Origin of the sequence: Erysipelatoclostridium sp. MSK.23.31, from assembly GCF_019125875.1 — a bacterium.
GTDB classification, from domain to species: domain Bacteria; phylum Bacillota_I; class Bacilli_A; order Erysipelotrichales; family Coprobacillaceae; genus Thomasclavelia; species Thomasclavelia ramosa.
Map to the genome: position 1 here is coordinate 1 of NZ_JAHOCB010000012.1, position 25,989 is coordinate 25,989.

General features: G+C 29.5%; 25 protein-coding genes. All 25 read left to right on the top strand.

Annotation, left to right across the window (positions count from 1 at the left end):
• Positions 1-784 (top strand): MSCRAMM family protein (locus KSU54_RS07105; protein ID WP_254879239.1); only part of this gene is annotated, 784 nt, incomplete at its 5' end.
• Between the two features lie 62 nt (positions 785-846).
• Positions 847-1,137, top strand: a complete 291-nt coding sequence (locus tag KSU54_RS07110; RefSeq protein WP_020994167.1) for a hypothetical protein — start codon at positions 847-849, stop codon at positions 1,135-1,137.
• Positions 1,124-1,831: a hypothetical protein gene (locus KSU54_RS07115; protein WP_009009667.1), complete on the top strand. Its 708-nt coding sequence runs from the start codon at positions 1,124-1,126 to the stop codon at positions 1,829-1,831. The genes KSU54_RS07110 and KSU54_RS07115 overlap by 14 nt, the downstream gene beginning before the upstream one ends.
• Positions 1,832-1,851: 20 nt before the next feature.
• Positions 1,852-2,256, top strand: coding sequence for a hypothetical protein (locus tag KSU54_RS07120; protein WP_008791081.1), 405 nt, complete (start codon positions 1,852-1,854; stop codon positions 2,254-2,256).
• A gap of 4 nt (positions 2,257-2,260) precedes the next feature.
• Positions 2,261-2,599: a hypothetical protein gene (locus KSU54_RS07125; protein WP_009009668.1), complete on the top strand. Its 339-nt coding sequence runs from the start codon at positions 2,261-2,263 to the stop codon at positions 2,597-2,599.
• A 36-nt stretch (positions 2,600-2,635) separates the two neighbouring features.
• A complete protein-coding gene (locus KSU54_RS07130) occupies positions 2,636-4,474 on the top strand; it encodes a hypothetical protein (RefSeq protein ID WP_009009669.1) in 1,839 nt (612 codons plus the stop codon).
• 2 nt (positions 4,475-4,476) lie between these two features.
• A complete protein-coding gene (locus tag KSU54_RS07135; RefSeq protein WP_009009670.1) occupies positions 4,477-4,818 on the top strand; it encodes a hypothetical protein in 342 nt (113 codons plus the stop codon).
• Positions 4,781-5,464 carry a hypothetical protein gene (locus tag KSU54_RS07140; RefSeq protein WP_009009671.1) on the top strand — a complete coding sequence of 228 codons (684 nt, stop codon included), beginning with the start codon at positions 4,781-4,783 and terminating at the stop codon, positions 5,462-5,464. The genes KSU54_RS07135 and KSU54_RS07140 overlap by 38 nt, the downstream gene beginning before the upstream one ends.
• Positions 5,451-7,283 carry a VirB4 family type IV secretion system protein gene (locus KSU54_RS07145; RefSeq protein ID WP_008791086.1) on the top strand — a complete coding sequence of 611 codons (1,833 nt, stop codon included), beginning with the start codon at positions 5,451-5,453 and terminating at the stop codon, positions 7,281-7,283. The genes KSU54_RS07140 and KSU54_RS07145 overlap by 14 nt, the downstream gene beginning before the upstream one ends.
• The gene (locus tag KSU54_RS07150) at positions 7,284-8,489 is read left to right on the top strand and encodes a CHAP domain-containing protein (RefSeq protein ID WP_195643885.1); all 1,206 of its coding nucleotides are present in this window, start codon (positions 7,284-7,286) and stop codon (positions 8,487-8,489) included.
• Positions 8,490-8,544: 55 nt separating this feature from the next.
• Complete coding sequence (locus KSU54_RS07155; RefSeq protein WP_020994169.1) at positions 8,545-9,141, top strand: type IV toxin-antitoxin system AbiEi family antitoxin domain-containing protein; 597 nt, start codon at positions 8,545-8,547, stop codon at positions 9,139-9,141.
• A 10-nt stretch (positions 9,142-9,151) separates the two neighbouring features.
• On the top strand, positions 9,152-10,024 hold the full coding sequence (locus KSU54_RS07160) for a nucleotidyl transferase AbiEii/AbiGii toxin family protein (protein WP_020994170.1): 873 nt from the start codon (positions 9,152-9,154) through the stop codon (positions 10,022-10,024).
• A 22-nt stretch (positions 10,025-10,046) separates the two neighbouring features.
• Positions 10,047-10,565, top strand: coding sequence for a hypothetical protein (locus KSU54_RS07165; RefSeq protein WP_008791090.1), 519 nt, complete (start codon positions 10,047-10,049; stop codon positions 10,563-10,565).
• A 286-nt stretch (positions 10,566-10,851) separates the two neighbouring features.
• On the top strand, positions 10,852-11,106 hold the full coding sequence (locus KSU54_RS07170; RefSeq protein ID WP_008791091.1) for a hypothetical protein: 255 nt from the start codon (positions 10,852-10,854) through the stop codon (positions 11,104-11,106).
• A complete protein-coding gene (locus tag KSU54_RS07175) occupies positions 11,093-11,908 on the top strand; it encodes a hypothetical protein (RefSeq protein WP_009009675.1) in 816 nt (271 codons plus the stop codon). Before KSU54_RS07170 ends, KSU54_RS07175 begins: the two co-directional genes overlap by 14 nt.
• A 238-nt stretch (positions 11,909-12,146) precedes the next feature.
• The gene (locus KSU54_RS07180; protein ID WP_195643886.1) at positions 12,147-12,908 is read left to right on the top strand and encodes a Fic family protein; all 762 of its coding nucleotides are present in this window, start codon (positions 12,147-12,149) and stop codon (positions 12,906-12,908) included.
• 279 nt (positions 12,909-13,187) lie between these two features.
• On the top strand, positions 13,188-13,553 hold the full coding sequence (locus KSU54_RS07185) for a hypothetical protein (RefSeq protein ID WP_008791094.1): 366 nt from the start codon (positions 13,188-13,190) through the stop codon (positions 13,551-13,553).
• Positions 13,519-13,905, top strand: coding sequence for a hypothetical protein (locus tag KSU54_RS07190; protein WP_217746589.1), 387 nt, complete (start codon positions 13,519-13,521; stop codon positions 13,903-13,905). Before KSU54_RS07185 ends, KSU54_RS07190 begins: the two co-directional genes overlap by 35 nt.
• Before the next feature lie 88 nt (positions 13,906-13,993).
• Positions 13,994-16,579 carry a relaxase MobL gene (gene mobL, locus KSU54_RS07195; protein ID WP_217746590.1) on the top strand — a complete coding sequence of 862 codons (2,586 nt, stop codon included), beginning with the start codon at positions 13,994-13,996 and terminating at the stop codon, positions 16,577-16,579.
• A complete protein-coding gene (locus KSU54_RS07200; RefSeq protein WP_020994171.1) occupies positions 16,560-18,578 on the top strand; it encodes a type IV secretory system conjugative DNA transfer family protein in 2,019 nt (672 codons plus the stop codon). Before mobL ends, KSU54_RS07200 begins: the two co-directional genes overlap by 20 nt.
• A gap of 13 nt (positions 18,579-18,591) precedes the next feature.
• Positions 18,592-20,016 (top strand): pentapeptide repeat-containing protein, encoded by a 1,425-nt coding sequence (locus KSU54_RS07205; protein WP_009009679.1) that lies wholly within the window; start codon positions 18,592-18,594, stop codon positions 20,014-20,016.
• A 2-nt stretch (positions 20,017-20,018) separates the two neighbouring features.
• On the top strand, positions 20,019-21,104 hold the full coding sequence (locus KSU54_RS07210; RefSeq protein ID WP_195643888.1) for an immunoglobulin-like domain-containing protein: 1,086 nt from the start codon (positions 20,019-20,021) through the stop codon (positions 21,102-21,104).
• Positions 21,105-21,122: 18 nt separating this feature from the next.
• Entirely contained in the window at positions 21,123-21,749 is a 627-nt protein-coding gene (locus KSU54_RS07215; RefSeq protein WP_009009223.1) for a hypothetical protein, read from the top strand.
• A gap of 219 nt (positions 21,750-21,968) precedes the next feature.
• Positions 21,969-23,027: a tyrosine-type recombinase/integrase gene (locus KSU54_RS07220; RefSeq protein ID WP_195643889.1), complete on the top strand. Its 1,059-nt coding sequence runs from the start codon at positions 21,969-21,971 to the stop codon at positions 23,025-23,027.
• Between the two features lie 757 nt (positions 23,028-23,784).
• Positions 23,785-25,707 (top strand): BglG family transcription antiterminator, encoded by a 1,923-nt coding sequence (locus KSU54_RS07225; protein ID WP_008791102.1) that lies wholly within the window; start codon positions 23,785-23,787, stop codon positions 25,705-25,707.
• Positions 25,708-25,989: the final 282 nt, after the last annotated feature.

Sequence of the window (25,989 nt, forward strand, 5' to 3'; positions counted from 1 at the left end):
TACTAAAACTAAACAGATTGTTGATAAATGGACAAGCGGTGAACATATTTTCGATATTACTGAGGATATGAAAACTAAACTTACATCAGGTGAAGTTGTTAGTGATATGTTTATTAACATTGAAGATGATTCAAGTACATATTACAGAATTTCTAAGAATGCAGATAGAGATGATTATAGACTTTTAATGCAGGCAAATGGTGAAACTAAATATTATAACATCGATATCAACGGTGATGAAACAACACATATGATCAGAGGTACAGTTGAAGATCAGGAATATGTTATTACAGAGCTTAAGAGTCCTGATGGATATGCAACAGCCGAGCCAGTTAGCTTTAAAACAAATAAAGAACAAAATTTAACTGTTGACATGACAGATGAAATTACTCAATTTGAATTTTATAAGAAGGATATAACTTCTCAGGAAGAGCTTGAAGGTGCAACTTTGCAAATTAAAGATAAAAACGGAAATATTGTAGATGAATGGGTATCTGGAAAAACACCACATAAAATTACTGGATTAACTGTTGGCCAAACATATACAATGATAGAAGTAATTGCACCAGTAAATTATAAAATTGCACAAAATAAAGAATTTACAGTTAGCGATACTGGAGAAGTTCAAAAAATAACAATGTATGATGAACTTATGCCTGTTGCTAAAAAGGTAAAAACTGCTGATGATATGTATATAGGAATGTATATGATGCTTGGCGGTCTATCAGCATTGTCAATTGGAATGTTTATGTCTAACAGAAATAAAAAAATGCATAAAAATTAATTAAAAGGCGATCTAATAAATCGCCTTTTTCACCTGGTGAATTTACCAGGATGGAGGGATTTATGATAAAAAAATCTAAAATTATTATGAAAAATAAGAATTTAAAGATAGCTTTAATAGTTCTTGCATGTCTCGGCTTAACGATGTTTGGGTATGTAGCTTACAAATATGATTTTAGAGTAGCTTATACACTGTTTCTTTCAATTATTGTTAGCCTAATTCCTGTGGTTACAGGGATTTTTATTATACGATTGTCATTCAAATTCTTTATAAAAGAAATGCCGGGTATTATGAATGATTTTTTTAAGATAAAAACTATTTTTAAAAAGGCGTTTATGAATGAAAATAACTAATCATAGTGATATCAAAAGATTCAGTAAAATCGAGTTTTTAGTGTATGAATACGTAAATCTAATGGCGTTAGTCAATCCGGCAGTCGGTTTTTTATCTGAAGATGCAGTTAAGTTTTTTATTATGTATTCAATCGACACCTATGATGATAGAAATAACAGCAGTTACACGACTATGAATGAATCTGTATATACGCTTGAGAAAAGAATTGAAAATGGAGATTATAAAGATAATCGAAAGTTATTAGACAGATTTAATCATTTTAAACAGATACTGAAGGATACTGAGCCTCTATATTTGAAAGTAAATGATGAAAAGAAAGAAAAAAGTCGATGGACAACAATAACGTTCACGAAAAATCAGCTTGGGAAAACATACATAGCTAATGGTAGAGAGGTTTGTAATATTCGTTTACCGATTGGATGCAATTATGAAAGATATGCGCTAACAGTTCCAAAATCATTAATAAGTGAAAGCAATTATTCCAATACAATGTACTTTAGGACTACTGAAAATTTTATTCATTCTATTACAACGTTTGATGATAAAACAAAATCGTGGTTAAAAGTGGAATTAGATACAGATACATTAAAGAAAGAGATGCACTCAATATTTAAAAATCATAAAAAAGATACAAACATCAATAAAACTGAATTAGAAAAAATAAACAAGAATAGTTGTGCGAGAAGTCGATAGATAAAAAAGGAGAGTTTTTAATGCAAAATATTTTAATTGTAAAGAGCTGTGATTTTGTATATTCACCTATGTTCTCTTGTGAAGATGTTGACCCTGCATATCAGCAGGCTTTTATTAAGCCGAATTTCTATTTTGTTGATGATAGTAAGTTGAATTTAAAGATTGATATTTCAGTTGGTAAAAATAAGACAGATTATGATTTTAATATGCTTATTAATTATGAAGTTGATTTAGATGAATGCTACAGTACATCAAAAAAACCTAAACATGAAATAGTTAAGGAAATCATGAAAGAATTTGATATATTAGATGGATGTAGAACTTTGGTAGAACAGCAGATTGAAATGTCAAAGAAATTGAATCTGCATTTAAAAAACAACATAAAAAATACAAGAGTTAAAAATTTATTAAAAGGAGGACATTAATTAAATGATAAAAAAAATCAAATATAAATTATCAGGATTTGTAACGATGCTGTCACTTTTGTTTTTTAAGATAAACTATATATATGCTATAAAGGCACCATCTACTGAGGATGGGAAGAAAATAGCTAAACCATGGATAGATGGGTTTATTACATTTTGTCAGTGGGCAATGGTTGGAGTATTTGTAGGTTTTGTAATATTTAATGCGGTAAGGTATTATCAGTTATCACAGCAGGAAAGAGAAAGAACAAGTTTTTGGGACACAGTAAAAAAGGGGTTCTATATCCTGGTATTTGCAGAGTTAATTGTTCCTATTTTATCAATATTTGGGCTAAGCTGGTAAATTTACCAGCTTTTTTACTGAAAGGAGGAAGCAAATATGGATCTTTTAGATGTTGAAGGTCTAATTAGAGATCTGCTGTGGGCAATGTGCAATCTAGTCCTTAACATTGTCGATGCACTATATGAAATAGCTAAAAGAATATGCTCTCTTGATCTAACTAAAATTGATTTTATATGGCAGTGGTATGATGTGCTGGTTGTATTTTTTGTGCTGTTTTTATTGTTTAGAATTTTTAAGGTTTTTTTTAAGTCGTATATAGATCAGGATTTTATGCAGAAACTTAATGTAGGAAAAGTTATGGTTATGCTTTTTGTATCAATATTTAGCTTTTCAATGTTTCCGTACGGTTTTGCTTATTTAAGTGATATATCAAACAGTGCGATTGAAAATATAGCAGTATTTACAAACAGTTCCCCTGATGCAAGTTTCAGCAGTATATTAGTTCAGCAGGCAAGTATTGATATTTCGGCAGATCTAAGTAAAAATGCTGATGATATTAATAATTTAAAAAAATGGAAGAATGAGCATAAAAAAATAAGTGAGTCAAAGTTTAATTCGTTCATAGCTGATTTTGATTGGGCGGAGGCACTGGTAGGAAAATACTCATCAAGCAAAATGGTTATTATTTCTTCAGCTATTGCTAATAACCTTAGCAGTATTAGCGAACTTACGTATAAACAGTATAGTGATTATTATGATAAGACATATGGCGAAAATATTGATATAAATAAGATTGATATTAATGAGTGTTATGAACTTGATGATGGTGTACCAGTTTTAGGTGATATTCCTGTTGCAAACTGGTGGTTTGGTGCAACACAGATATATTACTTTTTTCCAAGTTACAGTTCACTGTTTTTTGGATTAATGGCTTCTGTTTCTGCATTGTTCATGTTTTTACCAATATGTTTACAAATGGCTGTTAGAGTCATAGGGATGATATTAAAGATAATGCTTTCCCCCTATGCTTTGAGCAGTCTTGTAGATCCTGAAAGCAACTCGTTTAAGGTGTGGTCTAAATCATTACTCTCTGATCTGCTGCTAAATTTTTTTCAACTGTATTCTATGATTTTAATATTTACACTGTATTCATCAAGTGATTTAGACAAGGCTATAGGTGCTACTGGTTACGGTATGTTTGTGAAGCTTTTTTTGTTTTTAGGTGGTCTGTTGGCTGTTGTCAAGGCACCAGCTGGTATTACTGAAATAATTGGAGGCGGAGAGCTTGGTGCAGCCAGTTCAGCTCAGGGGTTTATGGGATTGCTGGCAGCAGCAGGATTTATTATGCATCCTAAACAGTCACTTCAAATGAGGCTTAATCCCGCATCACTTTATGGGGGTGGCCGACAAGGAGGAAGATTTTCTAGAAACGGCAACTCGGAGGACTTAGGTGAGAACGGATTAAATGAAGGTGAAAATATTGATACTGGATTTAATCAAAATGGTAGTATGGGTGAAGGTGCTGATACTGGATTTAATCAGAAAGATAGTTCTAATGAGCAGTTTGATAGTTATGGGAATAATATGAGCAGTGAGGAAGAACTGGGAGCTGATGGTAATCTAACTGGAGGTAGTGGAAAAAGTGAAAATTCATACAGTACATCGAGTTCTTCACCAACAGAGCTACAGCTGGATTCTGCAAAATATTATGGCATAGAGGGTGCTGAAAAAATGTCGCAGCAGCAATTGAAACAGGAATTTACTAAAAGAGGATATGGCAGTTCTTTTCCTGAACAGCCTGGTTATAATATTGATGCAGGAATTGGCAATAGTAAAGTTAATATTGATAATGCTTCGAGTAATAATTCGGTTAAACCAGCTTCACAAAACTCTCTATTGAATGACCATAGTTTAAATAAGGATAGGAGGTTTTAAAAATGAAATTTATAGTTCCGCAGAATTTTAAAAATGGACGACTGATAATGAAACGCTATAGATTGTTTGACTTGGTTATGCTTATCTCAGTTGTTGGTTTTTCTTTAGTGGTGTTTATTGCGGTAGTACAGTCAGGCATAGGTCGAAATGGGGTAATATTCTTTTTCGCCTTTTTTTCTATTTTAATTTTTATAACTTTTATTTTAACGATGGGTGCAGGAATAAATCATAACATACTGGAACTAATCTTAACTATTAAGGACTATTATAAAACTGAGAAGAAATATGAATGGGCAGGTAGAATATATGCAGATGAGGAAAGCTTCAAAAAAGAACAAAGATAAAAAGAAAAAAGTAAAATTGACAAAGAGTGATAAAAAAATAATCAAGGAAAGAAGAAAAGTCAGATATACAACACTTGACTGGATGAGTTTGGAAGAAATTAATCCTGATCATTGTGTTATTGTTGAATTTGGTAATCGATTTATATTAAAAGGGATTAGAATAATGCCTAGAAATATTTATCTGTTAGATGATAAAACATTAGGCAGTATAATACAAGGCTTCAATGTTTTTTTAAATAAGGAGAAAAGGCGACTGTACTGGAAGTTTGTAAAAAGTGAGCCTAATATGATTAAACAAAACAGACATCTTATTGATTTGTATGAAGACGAAGATGATGAACGTATAAAAAGGTTTATCCAGTATGAATTAGAAAAGAATGAATGGTTTATGTCAAGTTTTAATGAAATGTCATTTTATATTCTTATATTAGAACCGGAAAAATACATTGATAAACATTTTCAGGATTTATGTAATTATTTCAAATCTACCCGGATGCAGTTTGAAATAGCAAAAAAGAAAGATTTTCAAAATATGATCTATGCTGATTTTGATAATAGAGATATCAGTGATTACTATATACCTAAACTATATAGTGAAGAATTTAATGTAACTAAAGGAGAGGAAGGTACAGATGAAGAGTTTTAATGATATGAAAAATTTAATGTTCAAGTCACGTGCTGTCCCTCGTGGATTTCATGAATATGCTAATTATTATGTAATTGGTGATAAATTTCATCGTGCTATGACATTTACAATAACTAAAGATTTTGATGAAGGGTTTTTAGGAATGTTTGTAGCTGGTCAGAATTATCGCGTAGAAATGGTTACAGAACCATCAAAGGCTAAAATATCCAACTATATGAAAACGGTTGTAAAAGATATGGAGCAGGAGTACAGTAAAACTACCGATCGAATTCAAAGGGCTGAATTAAGAGAACAGATGGATGGATATAATGCGTATATCAGAGAGCTTGTAAGAAAAAGGGATGCTACATTAAATTGTATAATTACAGTGTTTATAGAAGCGAATACATTAGAAGAATTGGATGAGCGAACTTATGATCTGGATAAGCTGTTCAGTACATATAATGTTGAGGTAAGAGCTGAACGTTTTTTACAGCAGAGAATATTGAAATGCTCCTCACCGTTCTTTGAAAGTGACGGCTTTAGAAAAGAAGCTAGTCAAAATATTGGGCAGCTTCTATCAACGCAGACAGTAAGTGGTTTGTACCCGTTTACTTTTGATACATTGGATGATGAAAAAGGAATGCTGCTAGGGGTTGAATCTTCTCAAAAAGGGATGGTATGTTTTGATCAGTTTCTTTATTTAAACAATCCAGCTAAAGCTAAAAAATATAAAAGACTAAACGGCAATCTTATTATTATAGGTGAGTCTGGATCAGGTAAAACAACTGCGATGGATCTGATTTTAATGTCTCATATATGTCATACTAGAAAAGTAATTTGGATTGATCCTGAAAATAAAAACCGTACTATTATAAAACAGGCGGGAGGCTCTTATTTTAATCTTGGTACGAAAAATGCAAGAATAAATATTTTTGATTTAAAGCCGATTTCATGCGATGAAGATGAAGAAGACGAAGTTGATAAATACGATACCAGATTGGCAATATACAATGTTGTTGAGGATATTAAAATTGTTTTTAGATATTTATCTAAAGACATCAGTGAAGGTGCTCTGGATATTTTAGGAGAGCTGGTACTAGAGGCCTACGAAACTGTAGGTGTGAATATAAACGAATCTTTTCAATATTTAAAAAACACTGATTATCCAACTTTTAGCGTTTTTTCAGCAATTGTAGATGAGCATATAGAAAAGTTTGAAAAATCGAACATAGTTAACGATGAATATACAGCTCTTAAAGAAATTAGAATCAAATTAAAACCTATATGTACTGAGTGGGCTAGATATTTGGATGGGCATACGACAATAACTGAGGATGAGATGAAAAATCCTTTTTTTGCATTTGGAACTAAAGTGTTTTTTAATTTAACTCCAGGATTAAAAAATGCGCTAATGCATATTATATTTCAATATGCATGGGGGTTATGCCTGGATGAAACGAGCGAATCGGTTTTAGCTGTTGATGAGGCACATATGTTTGTTTTGGCTGGTGAAACTGCAAAGATGATTGAACAGTTTCAACGACGTTCTAGGAAGTATCATAATGTAACTATTTTAGGTACACAGGAGCCTCATGACTTCGCAGATCCGAGGGTTTTGGCAGAAGGTAAAGCTATTTTTAATAATGCAAGCTATAAGCTTATTTTAGGATTAGACAAAGATGCTACCAAAGATTTAAGGAAACTTACTGCATTATCAGATAATGAGATTAAAAGGATAGCAAGATTTTCACAAGGGGATGCAATACTGATAGCAGGAAATAAACGCTTGCCGATAGAAATAAAAGCTACTCCAGATCAGCTTGCATTGATGAGATAAATGAAAGCTCTGAAGTATACAGTAGCTTCTTTTTTTACTTTTTTTTTAGTTCTTGTCCTAATTGTCGCATGTATATCTGGGGGTAAAAGTAAAACAGAGGAAGTGGATTTTGAAGGTGGCAATACTAGAGATTTATTTGTTGCAAAGGCAATAGATGAATATAATGCTGTTAATGGTGCCGTTGGCGGTGACAAGTATAGAAAATGGTATACTGGTAGTGCTGATGGAGCTAACTGGTGTGCGACCTTTGTTTCTTGGATAGCGGATCAGTGTGGGCTGATTGATGCTAAAGTTATTCCTAAATATCAGGGGTGTGATGCCGGTGTTGATTGGTTCAAGAAAAAAAGTGAATTTCAATATACCCCTAGATATGGGGGGAAAAGTATAGTCCCTTCGCCAGGAGATATTATTTTTTTCTGTAAAGGAAATAAAAACGATTCAACGCATACAGGAATTGTAATAGATGTTACAGATAATACTGTCCATACAATCGAAGGTAACTCGAGCAATACGGTAAAGCGTAATTCTTATAAAACGGACAGCAAGTCCATTTTAGGATACGGAATTCCTGCATTTCCAAATTCAATTTCAAACGGAGTTAGCGGAATGCTTTCTGAGGAATTTAAATACTTTGCAAAATATGAAAGTAGCTGTAATTATGATCAGGGATTTAGCAGTTCTGATGACTATCATGCACTGGGATATTACCAGTTTGATAACAGATACGATCTTCAAAAATTCTTAAAATACTGTTATCAGTTAGATAATAATAAATACGCTTGTTTTGAGGCATATTTAAGCTGTTCTAAAGCATCTTTAAGAAATAATAAGGGATTAGAAAAAGCATGGCATACAGCTTATTCTAATGATCCAAAAGATTTTGCGAATAAGCAGGATCAATTTGAATACGATAATTACTATATACCGATAGAAAATGCATTAAAATCATTAGGAATAGATTTATCATCGAGAAGAGATTGCATTAAAGGCCTTGTTTGTGGTATGGCTAATCTTTTTGGAAATTCTGGTGCTAAAAGGCTTATAAAAAATTCCGGTATTACTAATGATCTAGGCGACAAAGAGTTTGTAACTAAGCTGTGTGATTATCTTGTGTCATATTGTCCAAAACATTATGCATATGGAAAATCATATGCAAACAGGTATAAAAATGAAAAAAACGACTGCTTAAGGTATATTACTAATTAATATGTGAATATTAAACATATATATGTTATAATATATGTACGATAGGAACGGTGATATGATGTGTTTATTAGAAAATAAAGTTGAAGAGTACTATAAATTAAATGGTGAATACATGGTTTATAGTGATATGCTGGAGTATGGATTTACTAAAAGAGAGATAAGCCGGCTGGTTGAAAAAGAACTTTTAAGAAAACTTGTTAAAGGACTGTATATTTATAAAAACGAATTAGAAGATGAATTTTTTGTCTATCAGTTTGCAAATAAAAATATGATCTATAGTCACGAAACAGCGTGCTATTTACATGGACTAACAACAGTAATTCCATCCAGATGCAATGTAACAACATATTCAGGATGCCATTTAAGAAATAATCGTTTAAAAGTATCGTATGTAAAAAAAGAACTGCTGCATGTAGGGGCAGTTGAACATATTGATTATTTTGGTAATAAAATTATTGTCTATGATTGTGAACGAACTATTTGTGATCTGATCAGAAATAAAAAGAAAGTAGATACACAGGTATACTATCAGTCCTTGCAGTCATATTTTAATAATAAAAAATTAGATATGAGAAAATTGAGCAAATATGGAAAATTATTTAATGTAGAAAGTGAAATCGCAGAAATTTATAGTCTGTATAAAAGTGCATAGAGGAGAAATTATGGCATATAAAAATATAGATCAGTGGAAAAACGGAATGATAAAATATGCAAAAGAAAAGAATATGGATTTAAGAGATGTTCAGCAGCGCTTTATTCTTGAAGAATTTGCAGAGAAAATAAGTAATTCTAAGTACAGGGACAGTCTGATTATTAAGGGAGGTTTTGTCGTCAGCAATTTATTAGGTTTTGAAAATAGAACCACCTTAGATATGGATGCTACGGTAAATTCTACGGTTTATTCTGTAGAGGAAATAAATAATATGATAACTGATATTATCGAAGAAGATATTACAAAATCATTTTTTGATTATAGAATAGGTGATATTAAAGAAGGGCAGTCTGATGATGGATATCCAGGCTATTCAGTTTCTATTTTAGCGCTAAAAGGTAAGACCAGGTTAAACTTGAAAATTGATATTTCAAATAATACATTAATTTATCCAGAGGCAATAGAGCATACTTTTATCAGTTTATTCAGTGATAAAAAAATAAATGTATGTACTTATGCAGTTGAAAATATAATTGCAGAAAAAATCGAAACAACTCTTGACCGAGGTATATATAATACCAGAATGAGGGATTTATTTGATGTTTATAATCTTTTAACTCAAAAAGATATTAGTATAGATATGAATGTCTTAATAGATTCATTTGTAAATGTTTCCAAAAGTAGAAATACATTGAATAATATTTATGATTACGAGGAGCTTATCAGTGAATTAAGTGAGTCAGCTGTCTTTAAAGAAAATTTCAACAGATTTAAAAAAATTAAGGAAATTGAAGATGTCTCTCTTGAAGACATTTTCACAGTTTTTAAGGGTGTTATTGAAAAAATTGATGTCAATCAATTTATAAATTCACGTTCTAGATAGATAAATTAGTATAGGAGAAGATATGATTATTGATAGAAAATATGCTGTAATTAAATATTTTGTAATTGGATTCATACTGTTGATAATTATCATTGCCAGTATATTTTATTTTACTGGCAATGAGGATAGTAAAACAAAATATAAGTATAAATATCTTAATGAGGATCAAATTACATTTGCATCTGATGAACAAGTTGATGATTACAAAATAATGTTAGAAAGGTATTTAGAAAAAAATAAATATAGTGATGTTGAAACAGTAAAGTTTTATAACAGGACTTTTAAGGAAGATAATTATGTTTATTTTTACTGTTTGCTGGATGATGAATTCAAAACATTGTTAGAATGTAAATATGATAAAAGTGAGGAAAAATTTTTAAATTATTTTGAATGGGTTGGAGATAAGTATGATGATAGTACTGAGGCACCCGCAAGTAAAATTACTTATCTGGAAATTGTTGATAAAGAATCATATGAAAGTAAAAAATTTGATGAGGAAATAGAAAATAGGGAACCTGATGAAAATATAGACTCAGATTAAAATAGCAATTATGTATAGATCCTGGTAAAAATTACCAGGATTTTTAGATTGGGGTAGAAAGTATGTTGACGTTCTATTTTTCCATATAAAAAAGAATTTGATTTGAAATTTCAAAATGGATTTATAAGTATTTTTCTAAATATAGTATATATACTGAAGGTATATATGATCTATTTGTAATAGAGACAGGTGATAACTGAATAAGTAAAAAATAAAAAGAATAGATATTAAGTAATTAAATAATCGTCTTTCAAATAACTGTAAAAGATGATAATGTGGAGGAAATATGAATAAGAAATTAATAAACAGAATTAAGAAACTGGAAGAAAAAAAAGAACAATTATTAACACAAACAAGTGAAATTGATGTGGAATTAAAAAAATTATATGAACTGAAAAAAGAAGATGAGAATCTACAGAAAAAGAGAATGTGCTTTGAAGAAAAGCTGGACAATATTTTGGTAAAAGCAAAAAAGCCGGATGAAAAGTCAATGCAAAGAAATCTATGTGAAGATGGGGAAAATGTAAATGACATTCAATAAAATAACATATTCATTGTATCAAAAAGTTAAATACCTGATTGATGCCGCTTATCCAAATATTGACGAAAATGTTATTGGAAACTATAAAAAAATAAATATAGTTTTATCAAAAAAGACATTAAAACAAAATGAGAAATATGAAGATAGAAAGTGCATTATTTATAATTTATATCGCCAGGAAAGTGAACTGTCAAATTCTCTTTTAATTTGTTTAGCGCACCATATTGATTATTTAATGAGAGGTGAAACAAAAAATGATAGTGAATTTAATAAAATTTACATCCATATATTACACACTGCGATTAATGAAAAAATGGTCAAATATGATGAATTAAAGCGAACAGATGATTATAAAAATAAAAAGATGATTCAAAAAGCCCTGGATTCATACTGGGAAAGTAATAAAAAATTTGATACAGTTTATTTAGAAATTTATAATTGTTATGAAATAAAAAGTGATTTAAAAAGAGATGGATTTGTATACAATGAATATTATCAGTGTTGGCAAAAAGAAGTAAAAACAAATAATATTTCCACGCAAAAAGATTATTGTTTTAATTTAAAGAGTGATTTAATTTTTAATATTCGAGAAAAAAATCATATTATTTTTACACTTTATGGAATGATTTGTGTTACGGGAAATACATATTTTGCAAAAAATATTTTAAAGAAAAATAAATACTTTTTCAAAGAAAACTGTTGGCAAAAGAAAATAAAATCAAGTAATTTTTTGAAAGAAAAACGTAATTTGGAAAGACAGTTACCACCGGCACAGGGAATAAAGATTGAGATGGAATATTAAAAAAGTAATCAAAGCTGCAATGAAAAACCAAACAAAGACAGTCCTTATAAAAGGGAGGAGTACGAGGAGGGTTACCCTCCTCGGTGGGTTAAAATTTATAAAAAGGAGGTGTCGAGAGGAGGAAAACATTTCCTCCTTCGTGGCACTTTTTTAAAATCAGAATTGTATTAAAAATCTTTAAAATTAGCTATCATTTTCGAAAATAAATCTATATAATTATAAGAATAGGGAGACATGTATGAACAATATTGAAAAGTTAAAAAATGAATTAATTGAACAGAGAAACACAAAATTTCCTGGTAATTTATATCATGTCACACAAGTATTATTTGCATATAATTCAAACAAAATTGAGGGCAGTAGATTAACTGAAGAACAGATTGAAATGATTTTTGAAACCAATTCTTTTATTGCTAAGGATTATGATGTAATTAAGACAGATGATATAACTGAAGCAGTTAATCACTTCAGACTATTTGATTATATATTGGATGTGATTGATAAACCTTTAACTAAGGAAATGATTATAGAGATGAATAAAATTATAAAGCGTGGTACATCCGATGAGTTTAATCCAAGGTATAATGTTGGGGGATTTAAAGTGCTGCCAAATGTTATTGGATTAACAAATGTAATCAAAACATCAAGACCGGAAAATGTTGAAAAGGATATAAATGATTTGCTTTTTGAGTATGAAAATAGAAGAAATATTGATATAGAAGATATCATAGATTTTCATTTGAAATTTGAACGTATTCATCCTTTTGGAGATGGTAATGGCAGAGTTGGTCGTGCAATTATGTTTAAGGAATGTTTACGAAAGAACATTGTACCTTTTGTTATTCTTGATCAGCATAAGGCGTATTACTTGCGTGGATTAAGAGAATATGATCGAGATAAAAATTTCCTAATTGATACGTGTCTAAATGAGCAGGATATTTATAAAGACTTGTGCAAACCGCTGTTAAATATGAATTTTGAAAATGGTAAAACAAGATAAACACAATCATCAGGTACTTTGTTGATGGCTGTTTTTTTATTTGATATTTAGATCAATTGCAATACATAAGGTGCAATACAGTCGGTTTCTTACCAGGTTAAGAGAAAGATTTATACAATTTAAAAAAATTGTATTGCATCTTTCGCTTGAACAACTGAGCAACGCTCAGTTTTTTTGTATAAAAATGTATTGCATTTTTGTAATACGTATGAAATACAAAAAAAGCCTACAATGCAATACAGGTAAAATAGTATCGTTTTATAGAAGGAGTGAATAAAAATGGCAATGGAAGCTGTATCGTTTAGGTTTGATAATGAAACATTATTTAAACTGAGCGAATTAACAAAATTTTATAAAAGTAATGACAAGAGGATAAGTAAAACAAAAGTTATGGCAGATATAATTTCGACTGCTTATGACAATATAAATACCTCTCAAAAAAAGTGTTATAATAATGAGAATGAAATAGTTTATAGAGAAATAGTAGAACTGGAATATACGATAATCAAGTTATTAACTACTAATTTAAAAGATGTTGATAATATAGAAGAAATCAAACGGATAATAAACGCCAAATCAAGATTTCAAATATATGTGGAGGATAAATTGAATGAAAAAAATAGCAATATGTATTCGGATAGATAGCGATATAGACAATAAAATTAATTATCTTATTAATGATAAAAAAAATGAACAGTCAAAATATAATGATGATACAAATGTAACTAAAACTGACATTATAACAGATGCAGTTGAACTTCTTTTTTCGTATCGAACTAGAGATGCATTCAGATTATTAAATAAAGAACAAGAGACATATTTGAAGGGAGTGCTAAAGCAGTATCAAAGTCTTAATAATGAATTTTTTAATAATCTGATATTTGAAATTCTTATTTTGAAACAAATGATAGTTAGCACTAATGGCATAACAGAAAGTCAATTGGATGAAACGGTAAAAAAAGTGCTTGATAATATTACAAATGCAAATAGCAACTGATCATGTGCTGTTAAAGATAAAGTGGAATAACAATAGCAATAAACAAAGGTAGAATATTTGTTCTTCTTTTGTTGAGAGGTGGTATTTTATGACAAAGTCTAATGCACCAATTATAGGTGATGTGAGATTTTTAAAATATGGTGCTGATGCACCTGATGAATCAAGATTCAAAGGAAAGATAAGTACAGAGTCTCTAATCGGTTTTTTTGAGTATACTGAACAGGAAGAAAAGAATGTAGATTGCAAAGATGAAAGTTTACATGATGGTGGTTTCTTTGGTTATACATCTGATAAAAACGAATATACATTTTCTTCTATGGGATGGCTAGATAAAAATAAACACGATAAATTTAGAAGAGAATTGAGAAAGGCTTTTTCTAAACCTGGAGATTTATGGTGGGATACTGTAGTATCTGTTTCAAGTTTTGAGCAGCTTAGTGAATTTGGAATTGTCACTGCTGATGACTGGTATGATATATGTCTAAAAGCACTACCGGAAGTTTTTAAAACAATGAATTTAGAATATGATAATATGCTATGGTGGGGAAATTATCATATCGATACAACTCATCCGCATATTCATCTGTGCTTTCTTGAAAAAGATAAAACACGTGAAAGAGGTAAGCTGACACCAACAGAATTAAGAAAGTTTAAATCTGCATTTATTAAAGAAATACTTAAACGTGCAGTGTTCGAAAAAGAATTAAAAGTAAGTGTTAATGAATTTTTAAAATCAAAAGATGTTGATTTTAAAAATCTTATGAATGTAATTGACAGCAGAGTACTTGAAAAAGAAAAAGTTTCAATGAATGAACTTTATAAGATTTTACCCAAACAAGGCAGGCTGGCATATAATTCATGTAATATGCTTCCTTACAAAAAATTAATTGATAGTCTGATTGATAAAGTTCTGAGTGATGCTGACGTTCAAAAGGAATTTAATATTTATCTATCAAAATTAGAGCAGCTTGAAGATCTGATGAATAGACAGGTTAATACAAATATATCAAATATTAAATCTACAGAACTTGAAAAACTTCGTTCACAAATAGGTAATCATATATTGAAAAATTATAAGCGCAAGATAACAAATAAAAGCAAGAAAAAAATAAACATAAATGATGGCAGTTTCGAAAAATCAATGATTGATAATGTAGAGCAAAATATCATTGAAAATAGTAATACTGATGTTGTTGATGATTTAATTGAGAATTATTCAGATATTTTGGAAACTGCTGATAGAGCAGTAAATGAAAATGAGTTCATTTTAGAATGGAGTCAAAGCTATAAAGAAGGAGCAAACCTATTTTACAGCAGTAAAAATGAAAGTGAACTGCATTTAGCTGAGCAGATGCTTTTAAGTGAGGCTGGTAGAAATAATGTTCTTGCACTAGAATTGCTTGGAAAATTATATTCATCTAATAAATTAGACGAAAAGTCCAATATTATGTACAAAAGATCTTTAGAAGGTTTTAAGTGTATTTTTGATGAAAATATAAACGATAAATTTATTAGAAGCTATGCAGGATACCGCTTAGGTAAGTTTTATTTGTATGGCACTGGAACTGAGATTGATTATGAAAATGCTATGAAATATTTTGAAAGCAGCAATAATAAATACGCTTATTATTCTTTAGGGAGAATGTATCAATATGGTTTGGGTATTGAAAAAAATGACGAAATGGCACTTTATTATTTTGAAAAATCTTCTGAAGGAAATAACGCTTATGCCAACTATGAAGTTGCACATCATTATGAAAAAGGTATTGCCTGTAAGGTTGATTTAGAAAAAGCTGAAACTCATTATAAGACTGCTTACAATGAGTTTAAATCAATGGTTGAAAAACATGGAGATGATAACTTGTTATACCGTCTTGGCCAGATGACCTATCTTGGTAAAGGGTGTGGACAGGATATCAATAAAGCAGTCGAATATTTGCAACGTGCTGTAAAGTTTGAAAATACTAATGCAAAACTATTGTTGGCTCAGATATACTTAAAAGAAGGATATATTGGAATGTATGAGACAGCACTTAAGTATCTCCATGATGTTAATAATGATACCTCCAACTATTTACTTGGGAACATATATTGTAACGGGGAAATTGTAAAAAAGGATTGGACTAAGGCAGTTCAGTACTTTAATAAATGCAAGACTAATGAGTATGCGTATTATAAAATGTATATTATTTATAAAAAGAATAATCAACCGGATAGAGCGTTAAAATATTTAAATAAATCTGTTGAAATAGGATATGAATATTCAAAGATAATATTAGCGAAAGAATATATGGATGGCAAATATTTAGATAAGGATATATGTAAGGCAATTAAACTGTTAAAGCAAAGTAATAATAGTTATGCACAATATTTACTTGGCAAAATTTATTTAACTGGCGATGGAGTAAAAGCAAATAATAATCTTGCTAAAGAGTATTTAAAAAAGTCCGCTGATCAGGGAAATGAATATGCTCAATACCTTTTAAAGCACAGTAATAGTTATCAAAAAACATACAGGACAAGATATTCATTGAAAAGATTGTCTAATCTTAGTGCCAGGTATTGTCGTATTAACCAGGAATTGGCGCATAAAGAATATTATAAATGGCTGAGAGATAATGGTTTGCTTAGTGAACAAGAGGGGAGGGAGTTTAATGAAAAAAATAGTCGTTAGTATTATTTCATTTGTATTAACCAAAGTAGTTGTTGATTTTATAGGTATGCAGTTAATTAAGTTATTTGTATTAAAGGATTTTGATTTTAAATACATTTTCGATTACAGCTTGTTATTCCTAGATGGTAACAAGTTTTTTTTACTATTATCTTTTTTTGCTTTTTTAGTATGGTTTGAAATTATTTACGGAATATTTTTTAGAGATGATGTCAAAAAAAGACGACTTACAAAAAATGAACAGCTTAAATACGCTAAAATTGATAGAACAAGAGATGTAAAGAAATCTTTACTAAGAGTTGATTTTAATAAAACTGGACTTGTTGAACATAGAATGTCAAAACAAGCATTAAAAATCAAAATGACACCAATTATTGATAAAATAAATAAAAGGACAAAAGATATCCCTATCTTAAATAATACACAAAAGGTGTTGATTCCTGCTAAATGTTGGAATATTGGTGATAAGAAATGTTATGTACGTGCTGGATTTCCAATTACAGGAAATAGAAAATGTATTTATGTTGATCCAGGTGATGTTCATAATTTGGTTATAGGTACTACTGGATCAGGAAAAACATGGACTTTTGTAAATGAATATTTAGAGTTGTGTGCTATGTGTGGAGAAAGTGTAGTCGTGAATGATCCTAAGGGAGAACTCGCAAAACATACCTTACAGAAATTTAAAGATAATGGGTTCAACACTGTTGTAATAAATTTTGTTGATCCTGAATTTAGCAACTGCTGGAATCCATTTAAACTTGCATTTGATGAATGGAAAAAAGCAGATGATATATATATAAAAAAGTATGAAGAATGGAAAATTAAAAATAAAAATGGAATATTAGAGTATGAATTGCTTGGGCTGGATACAAAAGAAATTGAAAATAAATTAAGAAAACCCAAGCCAAATTATTCTAAAGCAATGGACTTATTAAGAGATGCCTGCAATACAATCTGTTTAGAGGAAAATCCTAAAGATCCAATCTGGACTGAAACGGCTAGGGATATGCTTGTTGGCTGCGGTGCCCTAATGTGCGAAGAGGGTAAGGTGGAGTACATGAATGCGACTTCATTCAAAAAAATTATTGAAATTGGCAAGAAGCAGCTACCAGGTATAAGAAATTCTAAAACAATACTGAAGGCTTTTCTTGACTCGGAAAGAAGTATAACCGACTACAGTGTTAATTATCTGGAAGGGTATGTAGGATCAAGTGGGGATACATCGACTGGATTTGAATCTCAGTTTAACAACAAGTTGAGTATTTTGACAGCTAATGAAGATATTCAAAGAATAACAAGTCATAGTGACTTTGATTTTCGTCAAATCGGTAGTGAAAAGACTGCTATTTTCTTGATTGTTCATGATGAAAAGAAAACATACTATCCTTTGGTTACACTGTTTATCAAACAACTATATGAAGTGCTTGTACGTACTGCAAGGGATGAGATTAATCTAAGATTAAAAGTACCTATTAATTTGATTTTAGATGAATTTGGTAATATGCCAGCATTACCTGATGTTGATGCAATGTTGACAGCTGCTAGATCACGTGGTATTAGACTAACAGCAATTATTCAAGGACTAGAACAACTGGAAAAACATTATGGAAAAATGGCGGAAACACTTAAAGGTAATTTTACAAATACAATTTATCTACTATCTGGTTCTGATAGCACGGTTGAAGAAATATCTAAAAAGGCAGGCAGTGAGCGTGTTTGGAATAAGGATATGAGAAAATATGAAGATCAACGTATTTTTACCCCGGAACGTCTTAAGGATTTTAAAATGGGAGAAATTTTGTTTCTTAGGCAGAGACATAAGAATCCTTACTACACTAGGTTACTTCCGTATGATAAATACGTATTTTTTGATAAGAGTAAGTTTTATTTGAATTTACCTATAGTTGAAAAGCCAGATGTAGAATTATTTAACATTGAATATGAATATCTAAAAAGACATGGTAAAGCAGATAAATTTGATAGATTTGCAAGAAATTAAGGAGTGAGTAAAAATGAGCTGGGATGAAAAAGAACAAGCTAAAAAAATTAGAGAAGAATATAATATAAAATACAATAATTATATGACTTTAAACCTGGAACAATTAAATCTATGTGAAGATAAAGAAACTAATGCAAGTGACTTTGAGTGTGAGTCAAGAACATTTGCTGATCGCATAATTGTAGGGAAAGATAGAAAAAGATTTGCGGTCAAGAATAGTTATTTTGAATACATTAATTTTAGAAAGTTTGAATGTGAAGAAACAGTATTTATTAATTGTTTTTTCAAGGGAGTTAAATTTATAGATTGTGATGTACCAAATATTAAATTTATTAATTGTAATTTTGATGACTTTGAGATTGTAAGATCTAATTTTATTGGAAGTATATTTTCTGGGTGCTTATTCATTAGAAGTAGGGTCGAAGAAAGTACTTTGGATGAGAGTATATTTCCGCTTTCAAATTATTACGATATAGAAATTGATACAGATAAGAGCAAGCCTAATTATTCGACTGTTAAAGGAGTATTGGCTAGTGAACAAAAAGAGGTTAGCAGTATAGAAACAATTTTAAAATCGGATGAAGTAGTGCCGATTGAAGTAGAAACCATTGAAAATAAGATATATAAGCATGAAACGATTGTTATTGAGGAATTAAAAAATAATAAATTTGTAAAATGTGAGTTTATCGAATGTGTTTTTGAAAACGATAAAGAGACTGATAATTATATTAATGATTTATCAATTGAATTTTGGAATTCTAATTTTAAAAAATGTCTATTTAACGCAACTTTTTTTAAGACCGTTTTTGATGGCTCTAATTTTCTAGAATGTAGATTTAAAGACAAGTATATAAGATGTAGTTTTTGTGATACTGTATGGAATAAAAATATTCTTGAAGATACAGCAGTTTTCAATTATTCGATGATTATTAATGCGGTATTGGATTTTGATTTTACATCTATACCCGAAAGAAATAGAAAAAATGTTGGAATAGGTACAACAGCAAATAGCAAAAATATTGTTAATAATCTATCAGAGAAAGATAGACAAATTGAGCAGCTGAACAAAGAAAATAAGCTATTAAAGGAAGAGCTGGAAAAGTTAGATTGTAAAAAGAAAAATTTAATTTCATTTGAAGAGTTTGATGATCAACTGTTAAATGAAGCCTTTAGACTGATTATTGCACGTTGTCAGAGGCCGGAGCCTGTAGAATTTGATTTATGGAATGAGATTAAGGCACACATTGACAGTTTATCAGATTTGGATTTTATACAGTTTGTTAATAGTATTAATAACTATAAGTTGTCATCAAATAATCTTATAGATGAGGATAGGCAAGAAAAAAATATGGATAACCCTGATAACAATTATATTCATGAGGTCGCTCAAGAAGAAAAGAAAGAAAAATTACCAGGTTTAGAAGATGGAGTGGTTTAATGATGACTAAGTTAGAAGATTTGAAACATCTTGCTTTTTCACCACTACAAATGAATGTTTTACGGAAGGCAGAAAAAGACGGATTAAATCTTGAGTGGTTGGCTAATACAAATTTAGATTATCTTCAAATGGAAGAAATTTATTTATGCTTAAAATATGATGTAGATCCATCTTCAATATCTGACCCTGATATACCAGCTGAGTCGATGAGATCTTTGCGTGAACATCTGTTTGAAATGCAGGGTGTTTATGAGGATGAAAGAATCAAAATCAATAAACAAAAAACAAAGCTCATAATTTTAATTGTGAGTTTTGTTTTAGTACTTTCTTCACTGATAGCAGTTGTATATATTAACAGGGATTATATATCATTGTACTTTGAAGATATTAACCTGACTTTAAAAGCTGATAAAGTTGAAATAGGGATGTCAAAATCTTTTAATCCTAGTGATTACATAAAAGAGTATGATAAAAGGTATGACTTAACACTCCCAAAGAATAAAAAATTTGAAGTACCTGGGGAATACACGGTTATTTATAAACTCTCTAATAAAGTAAAATCCATAAAAAAGAAGCTGATTGTGAAAGTTATTGATGATATTGAACCAGTCTTAGTGTTAAATAAAACGAATTTAACATTAGAGTATGGTCAAAATATTGATCTTAAAGACTATATTGAAAAGGCAGAAGACAATATAGATGGAAATCTTGTAGAAAAAGTTGATTATAATCAAATTGATACTTATAAGCCCGGTAATCATGTTGTTACTTATAGTGTAAAAGACAAAGCTGGGAATCATGTTTCAGTAGAGATGAGTATCAATATAAACGAAAAGCCAAAAGTTACTGAAAAATCTACAAACAGTAATATAGAAAATAATGTTACTACTAATAAATCTAATAATTCAAATAATTCAAAGTCAGGACAGGAAAATATTCCTTCACAATTTGATAAATTTTTTTCAGGTAATAGTATAGATGTGTATAATCAAGCGAATTCCTATGCTGAAGAGATTTTTAGTAGTGGAAAGGTAAAAGGATTTTCTGTGAACCCAACAGGTGAAGGGTTTCAAGTCAGCTTTTCATAATATGAGGAGGTAAGAAGAATGGTGTTGTTTGAAACAGTTAGAGATATTATGTTTGCAGAAATTATGGAAGCCACATTAACAGAAATATCAAAGGAACTTCTGAGGGCTAATGAATTGAAAGAAAAGGAGTTGGCACTGAAAAGCAAAGAATTAGAGCTATTAAATTCTGGAGAATTTAAATATAACTATATAGAAAGATATAAGCGTGCTTTTTTTGATGCATGCAATCGTTTAGAAGAATTAGATAGAATATTGTATGAAATGGATCAAACTGTTGAACCTATGTCTAATGAGGAGTATAAAGAAGCAATACTATCAAATATTCAAAATATGGATAAAAATCAATATGATTGTGATAAAGCAAAAGATTATGAGGTATCGAGCAAAGAATTTATAGATTATACTAATCGGCTTGATTCAGCAAAATTGGAAGGCAAAGAGTACTATAAAAAGATCAATGAAAAATTTGGAGATAGCTTTATGTACTATGATATTGAGGAACGACTTTATGTTTGTTACGACTTTTTATATGGCGATGTTGGTTTACCTAATATAGAAACAATAAAAGATAGAAAAATGGCCATAAAATGGCTTGAAGGAAAAATTGAGATGAATGAGGTTATACATAATTCCTATATTAGATAATCCTTTAAAAGATTATATGATTAGATTTTGGATAAATGTTAACATATTCATGCACAAAAGGAGGTGAGAATGAGCATGATTGTGGATTACAATAGAAGTTTTTGAAATAGGAAGATAATTTATACTGAAACTGCTATTTGCAGTTTTTTTGTAAAAGTTATTTAAATTCAAAGATAACAAAATCGATTAATTGATATTATTCTTGATGGGGGAGTTATGATGAAAGAATTATTATTCAAAGAGATGATAGAACCATATTACTATAGTAAAAAAGGTACAGTTAGAAATTATACTTTAAAGACGTATAGACAAAAGATTGATATACATATATTACCTTTTTTTGAAGATTTGGAGATTAAAAACATTGATAAAAAAGTAATTATTGATTGGCAAAACTGGATGTTGGATAGGGGTCAAACAATTAAGAATACAAATAAAATAAGATCTATTTTATATAATATTATTGAATATTTTGTTACTGAGGAATTGATGGAAAACAATCCACTTAATAATGTAAAAAGGATGGTTGACAATTCACCAACTGAAGAAATGTTATTTTGGACATATGATGAGTTTAAGAAATTTATAAGAGTAGTAGACGAACCAGTTTATAGAAGATTTTATAAATTCTTATATTATACAGGTTGTCGAAAGAGTGAGGCAAAGGCACTGATATGGAAGCAGATTGATTTTAATAGACATGTTATTGCAATAACCCGGTCATTAGAGCGTATAAATGATGATGGTACCCATATTGTAAACAAGCCTAAAAATAAGATGAATAGGCACATACTGATGAATAAAGAATTGGAAGATGAACTTTACAGCTATTATTTAGATCGAAGGATGCATTTTGATTTTAGTATGAATGAGTATGTATTTGGTATAGATAAACCACTTGCCGATACTACAATTGAGAAAAAAAAGAATAAGTATTGCAATGATGCAATGGTAAAACAGATTAGAATTCATGATTTTAGGCATAGTAGTGCTTCGTTATGGATTAGTATTAATGAGAACGTTATGGTGATTAGCGAGAGATTAGGACATAGGGATAGGAATCAGACATTAAATCGTTATGCACATCTTTTTCCTAATGCACAGCAAAATGGTATAAAGAAAATAAATAGACTATCAAATATTTATGATGAAGCAGATATTAGGCTAGGTGCAGTAGTTGTAGATTTTTTAGAAAAATTAGATAGTATTGAAAATCCTAATCAGCAAGAGCAAGAATTTATAGAGTCATTTAAAGAGTTGGTATTTAAAAGTAAGTAAGTTAAATTCAATTTGATAAATTTCATGGAAAAATGTATAATAAAGAAGAAAAAAAGTTAAAAATAGTGTTGTGTATCGTTCTACACAATGTTATAATATAGTCAAGTTAGAGAACGAGTATATAAATAATGGGTGAATAAAATGAAAAGCTAGACTCCTGTCACCCGCACCATATTGAATGTGTTGAAGCGATAAACATGTAAATTGTTTATCGCTTTTTTGTATTTCTAATAAAAGACGGAGTGGAATAGTTATTGTGCCTAAGAGACTGCTAAATAAGAACTATCGGATCAATGTTGATGGCATTGCAAATATTTTGTATAAAAATGTGTAAATCCCTATGTAGAAAAAATATAAATCGATTATCATTAATTACGATATGATATTTTATATACTATAAAGCATAGATAAAATAAATTTACATTAGCGCAAAAGACTGTAAAAAAAACAGTACATTTTCTGATCATAATCTTTATCTTTTATATGCAGAATTTAGTTATTAATTATCTATACCATGAAAATCAAATTGTTAAAAAAGCTGCTGATAGAATTGAAAGTAAATTGAATATAATTATAGATGATATATTTTAAAGAAGACCATTTACTATTATCATTTTATCAGGAAACTATAATGAAAAATAATTTTCTTTTAGAGATTACAGTTTTTCTATGGAAATTCAGAGTGATAAAAAATGAGGGTCATGTTTGGTTTAATTTGATAGAGACAAAGTATATGTTGTGATATAATAATGCTACTATGAATAAGCGAAACTACCAAATATTAAAATATTTAAAAGAAACAGAGGAATATGTAACTTCTGAAACATTAAGTGCTATGAATAATGTTAGTACAAAAACCATACTTAAAGATATAAAATCTTTGAATTGTGATATGAAAGCAACAGATAATTATATAGAAGTCACTCCATCTCGTGGTATTAAGCTGGTAATTAACGATATTGAAGAATTTATAAATTTATGTAATTCTTTTAATGATACTAACGATTTTTCAATTTATAGTGTGACAGAAAGAGAGGAATGGATTCAAAAATATCTGATTGAGAATAATGGTTGGGTCAAGGCAGAAGCTCTATGTGAAAAGCTTTTTATCTCTCAGTCGGTATTATCACAAAATATTAAATCCGTACGAAAGGCTTTTCAAAAATATGATTTAATATTATTACAAAAACCTCATTATGGAATGAGGGTAGAAGGCAGGGAGTTTAATAAAAGACTCTGCCTCGCACAGATTTATATTACACATATTGATCAAAGAGAAGGGTTTCCTGGAACACAATTTAACAATGATGAGCTCCAGCTGATTTTGAAGATTGAAGATATTGTAGATAGAATATTAACTAGATATCAAATATCAATGTCTGAAGTTTCAGTTCAAAATTTTATAATTGATATTTATATCTCTTTAAAAAGAATTAAAAAAGGAATATTTTTAAAATCAACTGATAAGATGGTTATCGATATAGCTCGCTGGACTGATAGTATAGTGGCTGTTGAATTGGCAAAATTAATTAATGATGAATTGACAATAGAAATGAAAGATCAAGAAATAGTATCACTTTCTATACATTTAGCAGCAAAAAGAATTATTTGTCATTTTGATGAAAGTATCCATCGCATTATCGAAGATTTTGATGTTAATAAGTTAGTCAATAATATGATTAATAATATTAACTGTAAATGGGGAATCGATTTAACTCAAGATGAAGAATTAAAATCACAATTAGTATTACATTTAATCCCCTTGGAGGTTCGTTCGCGGTATAATGTAGTGCTTCATAATCCGTTAATTGATAAAATTAAACAGCAAAATATCTTTGCCTATCAAATGGCAGTAACAGCTTGTGATCAATTCAGTGATTATCATGGCAACCGCCTTAGTGAAGATGAGATGGGTTATATTGCATTACATATGAATCTAGCTTTATTGCGTACGCAAATAAAAAACAAGAAAAATATTTTAGTTGTAAGTGGTCTAGGAAGAGGGACAGCTCATACATTGGCTTATCAAATTAAAGAGATGTATGGAAAATATATTAATGAGGTTAAGACAGCTGATTATATTGAGTTAAATAATTATGATTTTACAAATATTAATTTATTAATATCCAGTATTCCACTAAGACGTGATTTTTCTGTACCAAGTATTGAAGTCAATTATTTTTTTAGTGATAATGATAAAAAGAGAATTGAAACAATACTGTGTGATCAAGAAGTATTTAAGATAAGAGATTATATAGATAAGCGAATGGTATTAACATCAATCAATGCGGATACTAAGGAAGAAGCTATATCATTTATAATCAATAGCACTAATTATGATAAAAATATAATTCAAGAAATAATTGAAAATGATAAGGTAGCTAATCATGAATTAGATAATATGATTTCTATTTTATCTTTAAATGGAATAAGTGCAAATAATCAAACAGAAGTAATTATTGGTATTTTATCAAAGCCAATTCTATGGAATGAAAAGAGGGTTCAATTAATAATTGTTCCCTTGATAGGAGAACCGATAAATTCAAAAATATTAAATTTGTATCATGAATTAGCTTATATGATTAAAAATCCTTTATATGTTAAAAGGATCATCAGAAAGAAAACTTATGAAGAAATTATTGCGATTTTTGAAGAAATCGAAACGGTTTTAGAACGATAATAACTAGCTGTTTTTACTAAACTATCTAATAAGAAGATAGGGTAACTGCGGATTAAATCGGCAGTTATTTTTATTTTACAAAGATAAATTAGCACGATACAAATTTTATACTTAATGAGATTCCTTATAATTTATATGTAATATTTATTTTTTGATAACTTCCACAAATAAATAGAAATTAAAAGCATGGAGTTCCATAATAACTCATTTTATAATTATAGCTAAGGAATATAAGAAAATAGTTTACTGCAGGAATGAAAACTTATATTTTTTGGAAAAGGA

What these genes read in the sequence shown, in the direction of transcription:
- KSU54_RS07185 (WP_008791094.1), top strand. Translation starts at nt 13,188, where the DNA reads ATGGCAATGGAAGCTGTATCGTTTAGGTTTGATAATGAAACATTATTT.
- KSU54_RS07215 (WP_009009223.1), top strand. Translation starts at nt 21,123, where the DNA reads ATGGTGTTGTTTGAAACAGTTAGAGATATTATGTTTGCAGAAATTATG.
- KSU54_RS07145 (WP_008791086.1), top strand. Translation starts at nt 5,451, where the DNA reads ATGAAGAGTTTTAATGATATGAAAAATTTAATGTTCAAGTCACGTGCT.
- KSU54_RS07155 (WP_020994169.1), top strand. Translation starts at nt 8,545, where the DNA reads ATGATGTGTTTATTAGAAAATAAAGTTGAAGAGTACTATAAATTAAAT.
- KSU54_RS07180 (WP_195643886.1), top strand. Translation starts at nt 12,147, where the DNA reads ATGAACAATATTGAAAAGTTAAAAAATGAATTAATTGAACAGAGAAAC.
- KSU54_RS07135 (WP_009009670.1), top strand. Translation starts at nt 4,477, where the DNA reads ATGAAATTTATAGTTCCGCAGAATTTTAAAAATGGACGACTGATAATG.
- KSU54_RS07170 (WP_008791091.1), top strand. Translation starts at nt 10,852, where the DNA reads ATGAATAAGAAATTAATAAACAGAATTAAGAAACTGGAAGAAAAAAAA.
- KSU54_RS07125 (WP_009009668.1), top strand. Translation starts at nt 2,261, where the DNA reads ATGATAAAAAAAATCAAATATAAATTATCAGGATTTGTAACGATGCTG.
- KSU54_RS07130 (WP_009009669.1), top strand. Translation starts at nt 2,636, where the DNA reads ATGGATCTTTTAGATGTTGAAGGTCTAATTAGAGATCTGCTGTGGGCA.
- KSU54_RS07190 (WP_217746589.1), top strand. Translation starts at nt 13,519, where the DNA reads ATGAAAAAAATAGCAATATGTATTCGGATAGATAGCGATATAGACAAT.
- KSU54_RS07110 (WP_020994167.1), top strand. Translation starts at nt 847, where the DNA reads ATGATAAAAAAATCTAAAATTATTATGAAAAATAAGAATTTAAAGATA.
- KSU54_RS07165 (WP_008791090.1), top strand. Translation starts at nt 10,047, where the DNA reads ATGATTATTGATAGAAAATATGCTGTAATTAAATATTTTGTAATTGGA.
- KSU54_RS07150 (WP_195643885.1), top strand. Translation starts at nt 7,284, where the DNA reads ATGAAAGCTCTGAAGTATACAGTAGCTTCTTTTTTTACTTTTTTTTTA.
- mobL (WP_217746590.1), top strand. Translation starts at nt 13,994, where the DNA reads ATGACAAAGTCTAATGCACCAATTATAGGTGATGTGAGATTTTTAAAA.
- KSU54_RS07200 (WP_020994171.1), top strand. Translation starts at nt 16,560, where the DNA reads ATGAAAAAAATAGTCGTTAGTATTATTTCATTTGTATTAACCAAAGTA.
- KSU54_RS07210 (WP_195643888.1), top strand. Translation starts at nt 20,019, where the DNA reads ATGACTAAGTTAGAAGATTTGAAACATCTTGCTTTTTCACCACTACAA.
- KSU54_RS07120 (WP_008791081.1), top strand. Translation starts at nt 1,852, where the DNA reads ATGCAAAATATTTTAATTGTAAAGAGCTGTGATTTTGTATATTCACCT.
- KSU54_RS07175 (WP_009009675.1), top strand. Translation starts at nt 11,093, where the DNA reads ATGACATTCAATAAAATAACATATTCATTGTATCAAAAAGTTAAATAC.
- KSU54_RS07220 (WP_195643889.1), top strand. Translation starts at nt 21,969, where the DNA reads ATGAAAGAATTATTATTCAAAGAGATGATAGAACCATATTACTATAGT.
- KSU54_RS07225 (WP_008791102.1), top strand. Translation starts at nt 23,785, where the DNA reads ATGAATAAGCGAAACTACCAAATATTAAAATATTTAAAAGAAACAGAG.
- KSU54_RS07160 (WP_020994170.1), top strand. Translation starts at nt 9,152, where the DNA reads ATGGCATATAAAAATATAGATCAGTGGAAAAACGGAATGATAAAATAT.
- KSU54_RS07140 (WP_009009671.1), top strand. Translation starts at nt 4,781, where the DNA reads ATGCAGATGAGGAAAGCTTCAAAAAAGAACAAAGATAAAAAGAAAAAA.
- KSU54_RS07205 (WP_009009679.1), top strand. Translation starts at nt 18,592, where the DNA reads ATGAGCTGGGATGAAAAAGAACAAGCTAAAAAAATTAGAGAAGAATAT.
- KSU54_RS07115 (WP_009009667.1), top strand. Translation starts at nt 1,124, where the DNA reads ATGAAAATAACTAATCATAGTGATATCAAAAGATTCAGTAAAATCGAG.